This is a genomic window from Lutibacter sp. (genome assembly GCF_040883305.1).
GTDB lineage: Bacteria > Bacteroidota > Bacteroidia > Flavobacteriales > Flavobacteriaceae > Lutibacter.
In genome coordinates this window covers 1-10,223 of record NZ_JBFLKT010000034.1, presented here as the reverse complement: position 1 = coordinate 10,223, position 10,223 = coordinate 1, and the positions used below count along the sequence as shown (strand labels likewise).

Below are 10,223 nucleotides of genomic sequence, written 5' to 3'. Positions count from 1 at the left end.
GATTTTTGAACAGTTGTAATTAATTCAATTAAATAATCTTTATCGGTTAATTTTGCGTGACTTCCAACATTGGGGCAACTAACATTTAACACAAAATAATCTACAAAAGGGTGTAATTCTGAAAAGCATTTTAAATAATCTGCCGTATAACCATCTGGCATTGTATCGGTATTTTTACCAATATTACCCCCAATTATAAGTTTTCCTTTATTCTTTTTTAATTGCTGAATTGCAGCTTGTAAACCTTCATTATTAAACCCCATTCTGTTAATAATTGCATTATCCGATTTTAATCTAAAAATTCTCTTTTTCGGATTTCCTGCTTGGCCTTTTGGTGTTACTGTACCAATTTCAATAAACCCGAAACCAAAATTAGACAATTCATTATACAAAACTGCATTTTTATCAAATCCTGCGGCTAAGCCAACTGGATTTTTAAATGTTAATCCGAATAGTTTTCGTTCCAATTTTTTATCATTAATTTGATATAAACTTCTAAAAATAGCTGGAATTCCTGGTATTTTTGAAAGAATTTTAATTAATGAAAAAGTAAAATGATGGATTTTTTCTGGATCAAAAAGAAAAAATAAAGGACGGATAATAATTTTATACATAGAGTTATGTTTGTGCAAAATTAATAAAAGCGTTTTGATTGAAAAGAAATAATTGCAAAAATCAAATTATATCACCTGAATTTATTTCTGGGTCTCATTCTTTTTGCACTTTTTCAATAATTATGTGATTCTAAAATATTACTTCGACTCCGCTCAGGAACCAGCTAAGAATTAGGGACTTTTAAAATTTACAACTCTCTACGAACAATCAGACTGTCCTTCTAACTTTCTTCAACTGCTTCTGTATCAGTTTCTGGATCAGCTTCATTATTATTCTTAAGTTTTTTGGCTTTTCTACTTCCTTCATAAATATCATAACGCACATAAACACAATCTAAATCACCATTTTTTAAAGGAATTCTTTTTGAAGTTCTTAAACCAACATGTTTAATTGCTTCTTTATTTGAAGTAATAAACCAAACAGTAGAATCTGGATAACCACCTTTTAAAGTATCTCCAATATTTTTATAAAATTGATTGATATCTACGTCTAAACGTTCTCCATAAGGCGGATTGAATAAAATGGTTGTTTTACCAAAAACTTCTTTAGCTGAATTAAAGAAATTTATATGATGCACACCTATAAACTCGGATAAATTAGCGTTTTCAACATTTTCTTTTGCTTTTCTAACTGCGGAAGGAGCTTTATCAAATCCCATAATTTTAAAATGAGAATTGGTTATTTTCTTTAAAAGTACATCTTGAATTTTAAAATACAAATCTTCATCATAATCTTCCCAGTTTTCAAATCCAAACTCTTTTCTATTGATATTTGCCGGAATGTTATTCGCAATCATTGCAGCTTCAATTAAAATTGTTCCAGAACCACACATTGGATCAATAAAATTACAATCGCCCGTATATCCAGAAAGTAACACCAAACCAGCCGCCAAAACTTCATTAATTGGTGCAATATTGGTTAAGTTTCTATACCCACGTTTGTGCAAAGAATCTCCCGAACTGTCTAAGGAAATGGAACATAAATCCTTTTGAATATGAACATGAATTTTTAAATCTGGATGCTTTACGTCCACATTAGGTCTTTTATGGTATTTATGTCTAAAATAATCTGCAATAGCATCTTTAGATTTTAATGAAATATAATGCGAGTTTGTAGTAAAATTCTTAGAATTCACAACTGCACCAATAGCAAAAGTACTATCGACCGTCATATATTTTTCCCACTCTATTTGCTGAATTTTTTTATACAAATCGTCTTCATCAAAAACTTTAAAACGTTTAATTGGTTTTAAAATTCTAATTGCAGTACGCAGCGCAATATTCGCTTTGTACATAAAACCTTTATCTCCAACAAATGAAACGCTTCTTACGCCAACCTCAACATCTTGAGCTCCCAAATTAGTTAGTTCGGTCGCTAAAACTTCTTCCAAACCAAACATTGTGGTGGCAACCATTTTAAAATTATGATACATATCTTTTAATTTTTGCAAAAGTACTTAAATAATAAAGAAACTGTTACAAGTTTTTTTAACGAAGTTATTTTAAATTTAGAATTGATGATTTGTTGGAAGGGGTTTAGGTGGAAAAATTGAAAGTTAAAAAAGTTTAGAGAAATAGCAGTTGTGTATAAATTTCTATTTTTAAATAACATTAAATAAAATTATTGTCTTTAATTCAACAAAACAATTTCAAATGATTATTTTTGTTCCCATTTTAAAATTATGAATAAAAAAACAGCGTGGTTTGCTTCTTGGTTCGACACCAGTTATTATCACATTTTATACAAGCACCGAGACGATACCGAAGCACAAGAATTTATTAAAAACATAGTTTCTTTTTTAGTTATAAAGAAAGAAGCAAAATTATTGGATTTAGCTTGTGGAAAAGGGAGACATTCCATTTTTTTAAACAAAATAGGATACAATGTAGTTGGAGCAGATTTATCTAAAAACAGTATTGCTATTGCAAAAGAATTTGAAAATAAAAATTTGCATTTTGAAGAACACGATATGCGAAATTCATTTCAGTCTAAATTTGATGTAATTTTAAATTTGTTTACCAGTTTTGGCTTTTTTGAAGATGATAATGAAGATATTAAGGTTCTAAATAATATAAAAAACGGATTAAGTTCAAACGGAATTGCCATTATAGATTTTATGAATGCTAAAAAGGTAATTAAAAATTTAGTGCCGGATGAAATTCAAATAATTGATGGAATTACGTTTAATATAAAACGCTATGTAAAAAACGGGTTTATTGTTAAAGAAATAAATTTTGATGCTGATGGTGAACATCACACCCATTTTGAAAAAGTAAAATGCTTAAATTTAACAAAAATAAATTTATATTTAGATTCTGTTGGCTTTAAAATAAAACATACTTTTGGAAATTATCAGTTAGAAGCGTTTAATGAGAATACTTCAGATCGTTTAATTTTAGTTTTAGAATGACATATATTGCCCTTATTTTATCCGTTTTAATTGGAATAGTAATTGTTTTTGGACTAAAACCCAGCGCAAAAACGGTACAATTATTATTAGCATTTAGTGGTGCATACTTGTTGTCTATTACTATACTTCACTTATTTCCAGAAGTGTATGTTTCAGATAATCGAAATATTGGGTTGTTTATTCTCTCCGGACTTTTATTGCAATTAATTTTAGATTTTTTCTCGAAAGGAGCCGAACACGGACACATTCATATCCAAGAAAACATTGATTTTCCTTGGGGATTATTTATTAGTTTAGGAATTCATGCATTTATGGAAGGTATTCCTTTAGGTCACAACCATCACCATCACGACCATTTATTATGGGCAATTGTGATTCATAAAGTGCCGATTGCAATTATTTTAGGAACCTTTTTTGTGAAATCAAACATTCCTAAATTCTATGCTGTTTTATTTTTATTGGTATTCTCGGTAATGTCACCTTTAGGAAGTTTAGCAGGAGGAAACATCCCATTTTTAGTGACTTATAAAACCGAAATTACTGCAGTAGTAATTGGTGTATTATTACACATTTCGACCATTATTTTATTTGAAACCTCTAAAGATCATAAATTTAATCTTTATAAATTTATTGCAATATTAATAGGTATGGTTGTAGCCTATTTGGCTTAGTATTTTTAAATCAAGCGGTTAATAATTCCTAAGAAGTCAGGAATCAATACAGCATAAAACAGGTATTTATCTCAGTAGGTATAACAAGAATCAAAAAAGATTCATGTAACGAACAACGATTAAATTTTGGCTATCTAAAACGCTTGATAATATAAACTTGTTAATAATAAATGAGATTGCCTATATAAAATATTGAACTGCAACATAGCAATAATGCGCTACTACACCTGCACAAATTCCTCCAATAGTATGAGACATTAATGCTTTTGAAGTTAATTCTCTAAATTTTAAAGTATCTAACATTGCGGTATGTGTGCTTAAATAACCACTCCAACACATTCCCATTGCGGTAAAAACTGCAATAGTATCTCCCGTTACAATACCATCGGCAATAAATGCTTTAACTAAAGAAAGTGAAGCTCCAACAGCACCTAAAGAAGTTATTGGAAACGCAATTAACTCTGGGTTTTTAAATCCAAACAACCCTTCAAAAAGCCACCAAACTTTTCCTGCTAATTCTGGTAATAATGGAACACCTTCATAGGCTAAACCTTGATAACCAAGTGCGGCGTCTTTAACCCCAAAAGTTAACATCATAACCATTGTTGATATTATTAAAACTCCTGGGATAATTGCCAAACCTAAACTTACTCCAGATTTTCCTCCGTCTAAAATTGAATTTAAAAATCTAATAAATACACTTCCTTCACTCTTAAAACTTATGTTTTCTTCAATTTTCTGAACTGAATCATTAGCAGTTTCTTTAATTTTACCTTTAATAAGATATTGCATTAAACGAGTTGAAATTACTGCTCCCATTAATGCTCCAAAAAGACCAATCATTGCTGCAATGAATAAATTATCTGTGTTTCCTGGGATTTTTAATGTAGACATAAATGTTATTACAATTAACCCCATTCCAAAAGCAGTTCCAAAATTTGTTAATGAAATAAGTTCAAATTTTTTGAAGTATTTATTAAAATTCTTATCGTTTGATAAACTTATAATTGCTGGATTGTCTGATAAAAAAGTTAAAACACCGGCTAAGGATGCAACTCCAGGTAAATTGAACAAGGGACGCATTAGAGGAGCTAAAACTATTTCTAATAAACGTACTACTCCAAATTCTATTAATAATTTACCTAATGCACCAGACAAAACGGTAATTCCCATAATATAAAATACGGTATTCATTAGTAAATCCCAAGCGGTATTCATAATGGTATTTAACATATTTGAAACTCCCATAGTTGATCCCATGTATCCAAATATTCCAAAAAATACAAGTAAAAACACAATGGCTTCATAACGTCTTTGTTCTAAAAAGTTAGATTGTTTTATTGATTTTAAAGCACTCATTAAAAAAAAATTATAACTATAATTATTAATATTTACTGCGTTATTTATAAACAAAGATTTGTTTTAAATGACTGGTAAATTTAAAAAGATTAAGAAAAATGGGCATAAAAAAAACCCTTAAAAATAAGGGTTTGTATGTTTTATGAAATTCTAAATTAACATTAAAATTATATGGAAATATGAAAGCCTTTTTATTTTAATGCTAGATATAATTAAGTAGATTTAATAATTACTTAATCAATTGATAAAGGTAATTTTAGTTTGCAACCTGACTTATAAACTTAATTCGCATTAATCTCAATTCTTCTTCGTCGTAATCTCCATCAAATTCATCTAAAGCTTTTTGAATACTGTCATTTTCCGCTTCCATAAAATATTCAAAAATCTCTTCTTGCTGATCCTCGTCTAACAGATCATCAATACTATAATCAATATTAATTTTTGTACCACTATATACAATGCGTTGCATTTCTTCAATAAGCTCATTAAACTCTAAACCTTTAGATTTTGCAATATCTTCAAGAGGTAATTTTCTATCTGTATTTTGAATAATATATAATTTTAAACCAGAATTAACACCTGTACTTTTTACAACAAAATCATCTGGTCTTATAATCTCATTTTCTTCAACATATTTTGCTATTAATTCAATAAATGGTTTTCCAAATTTTCGAGCTTTACCTTCTCCAACTCCATAAATATTTTTTAATTCATCTATAGTAATTGGATATTTTAAAGCCATATCCTCTAAAGACAGTTCTTGAAAAACAGCATAAGGAGGAACACCATTCTTTTTTGCTACAGATTTTTGTAAATCTTTTAACAATTTTACTAATGTTTCATCGGCAGCGGCACCACTACTTTTTGCATTTGAAATAATGGCTGCATCATCATTTTCATCATATTTATGATCTTCAGTCATTAAAAAAGTTGTAGGATTTTGAATATAATTGACCCCAGCTTCAGTAATTTTAACAACTCCATATTGCTCAATCTCTTTTCTTATAAAACCAGCAACCAATGCTTGTCTAATAAGTGCCATCCAATACTTTCCATCATGTTTCGCACCTGATCCAAAAAATGGTTGTTGATCTGTTTTATGCGATTTTAATAAGGCATTTACTTTACCGGTAAGTGTATTTACAACTTCTTTAGATTTATACTTTTCGTTGGTTTCTTTTACAACTTCCAATAATAATTTTAAATCGTCTTTCGCTTCGTGCTTTTTCTTTGGATTCACAACATTATCATCCATATTTGCACCTAAGCCATTAACTTCATCAAATTCTTCACCAAAATAATGCAATAAATATTTTCTTCGGGACATAGAAGTCTCAGCGTACCCAACAACTTCTTGTAATAATGCGTTTCCAATTTCTTGTTCGGCAATTGGCTTCCCAGACAAGAATTTTTCTAATTTTTCAATATCTTTATACGAATAATATGCCAAGCAATACCCTTCTCCTCCATCACGTCCAGCGCGTCCAGTTTCTTGGTAATAACTTTCTAAACTTTTTGGTATATCATGATGGATTACAAAACGAACATCTGGTTTATCTATTCCCATTCCAAAAGCAATAGTTGCTACAACAACATCTACTTCTTCCATTAAAAACATGTCTTGATGTCTAGATCTTGTTTTTGCATCTAAACCTGCATGATATGGTACTGCTTTTATTCCGTTAACTTGTAAAACCTGTGCAACTTCTTCAACTTTTTTTCTACTTAAACAATAAATAATACCCGATTTATTCATATGTAAACGAATAAATCTAATTATATCTGAATTTACATTTGGTGTTTTTGGACGAACATCATAAAACAAATTAGGCCTGTTAAACGATGCTTTAAATGTTTTAGCATCGGACATTCCTAAAGTTTTTAGAATATCTTCCTGTACTTTTTCTGTTGCAGTTGCAGTTAAACCTATAATTGGAACTTTATCTATTTTTTCTATAATGGTTCTTAAATTTCTATATTCCGGTCTAAAATCGTGACCCCATTCTGAAATACAATGTGCTTCATCTATTGCAACAAAAGAAATTGTTTGATTTTTTAAAAAATCTATATACTCTTCTTTTATTAAAGATTCTGGTGCTACATATAATAATTTAGTAATTCCACTTTCAATATCACTTTTAACCTGAGCAACTTCAGATTTATTTAATGAAGAATTTAACACATGCGCAATTCCTCTGTTAGCAGAAATACCTCTAATGGCATCGACTTGATTCTTCATTAAAGCTATTAAAGGAGATACAACAATTGCGGTACCTTCTTTAATTAAAGCTGGTAATTGATAACAAAGTGATTTTCCACCACCAGTTGGCATTATTACAAAAGTATCATTTCCTTCAATTAAACTTTTTATAACTTGCTCTTGTAAACCTTTAAATTTATTAAAACCAAAATAGTTCTTTAATTCTTTGTGTAAATCAACACTTTTCTCACTCATCACTTATAATTGATTATCATTTAAAAAATAAGATTGCATTTAATATGTTAAAAATCCAATTCAAATTTTTATTTTTTTAATAGTTTATTCAATTTCTAATTAAATAAATATATTTTTGTTTGAAACTAAAGATAAAACTTTTTTTTAATAGTAAAACTTAAATCTTTTGAAAAATAAAAATACAATTATTGATATTGCAAAGCAAACAATTATTGAAGAAAGCAAAGCAATTGCGAATTTAATAAATTTTGTTGATGATGATTTTACAAAAACCGTAAATTATATATTAACATCTAAAGGAAGAGTTATTGTTACTGGCATTGGCAAAAGCGCCAATATTGCTACAAAAATTGTAGCCACTTTAAATTCTACCGGCACACCGGCTATTTTTATGCATGCGGCAGACGCAATTCATGGAGATTTAGGAAATATTCAAAAAAACGATACCGTTATATGTATTTCTAAAAGCGGAAATACACCAGAAATTAAGGTTTTAGTGCCATTAATTAAAAATTATGGTAATAAAATAGTTGCAATTACTGGAAACATAGACTCTTATTTAGGGAAAAATGCTGACTTTGTTTTAAACTCTTATGTAGAAAAAGAAGCTTGTCCTAATAATTTAGCACCAACATCAAGTACAACTGCACAATTAGTTATTGGTGATGCATTGGCTGTTTGTTTGTTAGAAAAAAATAATTTTTCCAGTAAAGATTTTGCCAAATACCATCCAGGTGGCGCACTTGGTAAAAAATTATATTTAAGAGTACACGATTTAATTTCTAATAACGAATTACCAATAGTAGCACCAACAACACCTATAAAAGATGTTATTATAGAAATCTCTAAAAAACGATTAGGAACTACTGCTGTGCTTGAAAATAATAAAATTGTTGGTATTATTACAGATGGAGATTTAAGACGTATGTTAAAAGATAATACCGATATTAGTGCCCTTTTAGCAAAAGATATTATGGGTAAAAAACCTAAAACTATTTCAGTTGATGCTATGGCAATTCAAGCTTTAGAAACTATGGAAAATAATAATATCACTCAAATTTTAGTAGAAGATGGCACAAAATACGTAGGAGTTGTACATTTGCATGATTTATTAAAAGAAGGAATTTTTTAAAATGGCGAAAGTAGAAAAAGAAATGTCGTTTTTAGACCACGTTGAAGAGCTAAGATGGCATCTTGTAAGATCTAGTATGGCAATATTTTTCTTCGGAACTATTGCTTTTGTAATGAAAGGTTTTATTTTTAATACAATCTTATTTGCTCCTAAAGATGCAAATTTTTTAACGTACCGAGTATTTTGTAAAGTTTCACAATTTTTTGGAACAGAAGGACTTTGTATTGAAGATATTCCGTTTACATTTCAAAGTTTAGCAATGGCGGAACAATTTAGTGTGCATATTTGGACCTCTATTACTGTTGGTTTTATTCTTGCTTTTCCTTTTATTATTTGGGAAGTTTGGAAATTTATAAGTCCTGGATTGTACGAAAAAGAACGAAAAAGTGCTAAAAGTTTTATAATTATATCATCATTCTTATTTTTTATAGGAGTATTATTTGGGTACTATGTTGTAACACCACTTTCTGTAAACTTTTTAGGAAATTATTCCATAAGTGATGCCGTTGAAAGGAATATTAAAATTGGCTCTTATATATCTTTGGTACGCTCTTCTTTATTGGCTTCCGGATTTATTTTTGAATTGCCAATAATTATGTATTTTCTAACTAAAATGGGGTTAATTACTCCCGATTTTTTAAGAAAATACAGAAAACACGCTCTTGTTTTGGTATTAGTATTAGCAGCAGTAATAACTCCTCCAGACATTATTAGCCAGATAATAGTGGCAATTCCTATACTTCTGTTATATGAAGTAAGTATTTATATTTCAAAAATTGTAATAAAACGAGAACTTAAAAGAAGTAAACAAAATGCCTAATCAAGTTGAAGAATTTAATGCATATCGTTTAAAGATGAACGATAAAATTTTAGCTGATGACAATAAAGTAATAAAGCGTATTTTTAATTTAGATACAAATGCTTTTAAAGAAGGTCATTTAGATGTTAAAACAAAAGAACTATTGGGTTTAGTTTCATCTGCTGTTTTAAGGTGCGACGATTGCATAAAATACCATTTAGAATCCTGTTATAAAGAAGGAATCTCCAAAGAAGAAGTGATGGAAACATTATCAATAGCTACTTTAATTGGCGGAACAATTGTAATTCCACATTTAAGAAAAGCTTATGAATTTTGGGAAGAACTGGAATTAAATGAATAATTAACAATTGATAATTGATATTAAAATTTAATCTCCTTCTCTTTGGGAAGGATTAAGGATGGGAAAATATGAAACTAAGAGCAGAAAATATTAAGAAAAAATACGGGAGTAGATATGTTGTAAATGGAATTTCTCTTGAAGTTGAACAAGGAGAAATTGTAGGTTTATTAGGCCCAAATGGTGCTGGAAAAACTACTTCTTTCTACATGATTGTTGGAATGATAAAACCAAATGAAGGCGAAATTTACTTGGACGATGAAAAGATTACTGATTTTCCAATGTATAAAAGAGCACAAAAAGGAGTTGGTTATTTAGCGCAGGAAGCTTCTGTTTTTAGAAAATTATCTGTTGAAGATAATATTATGTCTGTACTACAGTTTACGAATCTATCTAAAAAGGAACAAAAAGAAAAATTAGAATC

The 10,223-nt window shown here is 29.1% G+C and carries 10 protein-coding genes; 6 read left to right on the top strand and 4 right to left on the bottom strand.

Annotated features, from left to right (window positions below; translation table 11 throughout):
- Together AB1Z17_RS00965 and AB1Z17_RS00960 are read right to left on the bottom strand one after the other, a co-directional pair.
- The coding region (locus AB1Z17_RS00965) for a quinone-dependent dihydroorotate dehydrogenase (protein WP_368049919.1) at positions 1 to 614 on the bottom strand (614 nt) is incomplete at its 3' end.
- Between the two features lie 221 nt (positions 615 to 835).
- Positions 836 to 2,047, bottom strand: coding sequence for a class I SAM-dependent RNA methyltransferase (locus AB1Z17_RS00960; protein WP_368049918.1), 1,212 nt, complete (start codon positions 2,045 to 2,047; stop codon positions 836 to 838).
- Positions 2,048 to 2,296: 249 nt separating this feature from the next.
- Between AB1Z17_RS00960 and AB1Z17_RS00955 the strand changes: the two genes are divergently transcribed.
- Both AB1Z17_RS00955 and AB1Z17_RS00950 read left to right on the top strand, forming a co-directional pair.
- Positions 2,297 to 3,025: a class I SAM-dependent methyltransferase gene (locus AB1Z17_RS00955; RefSeq protein ID WP_368049917.1), complete on the top strand. Its 729-nt coding sequence runs from the start codon at positions 2,297 to 2,299 to the stop codon at positions 3,023 to 3,025.
- Entirely contained in the window at positions 3,022 to 3,696 is a 675-nt protein-coding gene (locus AB1Z17_RS00950; RefSeq protein ID WP_368049916.1) for a ZIP family metal transporter, read from the top strand. Before AB1Z17_RS00955 ends, AB1Z17_RS00950 begins: the two co-directional genes overlap by 4 nt.
- A 180-nt stretch (positions 3,697 to 3,876) precedes the next feature.
- On the opposite strand, the gene AB1Z17_RS00945 is transcribed toward AB1Z17_RS00950, so the two are convergent.
- Positions 3,877 to 5,055, bottom strand: coding sequence for a hypothetical protein (locus AB1Z17_RS00945; protein WP_368049915.1), 1,179 nt, complete (start codon positions 5,053 to 5,055; stop codon positions 3,877 to 3,879).
- 256 nt (positions 5,056 to 5,311) lie between these two features.
- The gene (locus AB1Z17_RS00940; protein WP_368049914.1) at positions 5,312 to 7,510 is read right to left on the bottom strand and encodes a RecQ family ATP-dependent DNA helicase; all 2,199 of its coding nucleotides are present in this window, start codon (positions 7,508 to 7,510) and stop codon (positions 5,312 to 5,314) included.
- Positions 7,511 to 7,676: 166 nt separating this feature from the next.
- On the opposite strand from AB1Z17_RS00940, the gene AB1Z17_RS00935 reads away from it, so the two are divergent.
- The 4 genes from AB1Z17_RS00935 to AB1Z17_RS00920 form a co-directional block, all read left to right on the top strand.
- Positions 7,677 to 8,642 carry an SIS domain-containing protein gene (locus AB1Z17_RS00935; RefSeq protein ID WP_368049913.1) on the top strand — a complete coding sequence of 322 codons (966 nt, stop codon included), beginning with the start codon at positions 7,677 to 7,679 and terminating at the stop codon, positions 8,640 to 8,642.
- A gap of 1 nt (position 8,643) precedes the next feature.
- Positions 8,644 to 9,462 carry a twin-arginine translocase subunit TatC gene (gene tatC / locus AB1Z17_RS00930; protein ID WP_368049912.1) on the top strand — a complete coding sequence of 273 codons (819 nt, stop codon included), beginning with the start codon at positions 8,644 to 8,646 and terminating at the stop codon, positions 9,460 to 9,462.
- Positions 9,455 to 9,802, top strand: coding sequence for a carboxymuconolactone decarboxylase family protein (locus tag AB1Z17_RS00925; RefSeq protein WP_368049911.1), 348 nt, complete (start codon positions 9,455 to 9,457; stop codon positions 9,800 to 9,802). The genes tatC and AB1Z17_RS00925 overlap by 8 nt, the downstream gene beginning before the upstream one ends.
- Before the next feature lie 68 nt (positions 9,803 to 9,870).
- On the top strand, positions 9,871 to 10,223 hold a 353-nt coding region (locus AB1Z17_RS00920; RefSeq protein ID WP_368049910.1), incomplete at its 3' end, for an ATP-binding cassette domain-containing protein.

Coding starts and splice junctions, on each gene's coding strand:
- AB1Z17_RS00945 (WP_368049915.1), bottom strand. CDS start 5,055: ATGAGTGCTTTAAAATCAATAAAACAATCTAACTTTTTAGAACAAAGA.
- AB1Z17_RS00940 (WP_368049914.1), bottom strand. CDS start 7,510: ATGAGTGAGAAAAGTGTTGATTTACACAAAGAATTAAAGAACTATTTT.
- AB1Z17_RS00960 (WP_368049918.1), bottom strand. CDS start 2,047: ATGTATCATAATTTTAAAATGGTTGCCACCACAATGTTTGGTTTGGAA.
- AB1Z17_RS00955 (WP_368049917.1), top strand. CDS start 2,297: ATGAATAAAAAAACAGCGTGGTTTGCTTCTTGGTTCGACACCAGTTAT.
- AB1Z17_RS00950 (WP_368049916.1), top strand. CDS start 3,022: ATGACATATATTGCCCTTATTTTATCCGTTTTAATTGGAATAGTAATT.
- tatC (WP_368049912.1), top strand. CDS start 8,644: ATGGCGAAAGTAGAAAAAGAAATGTCGTTTTTAGACCACGTTGAAGAG.
- AB1Z17_RS00925 (WP_368049911.1), top strand. CDS start 9,455: ATGCCTAATCAAGTTGAAGAATTTAATGCATATCGTTTAAAGATGAAC.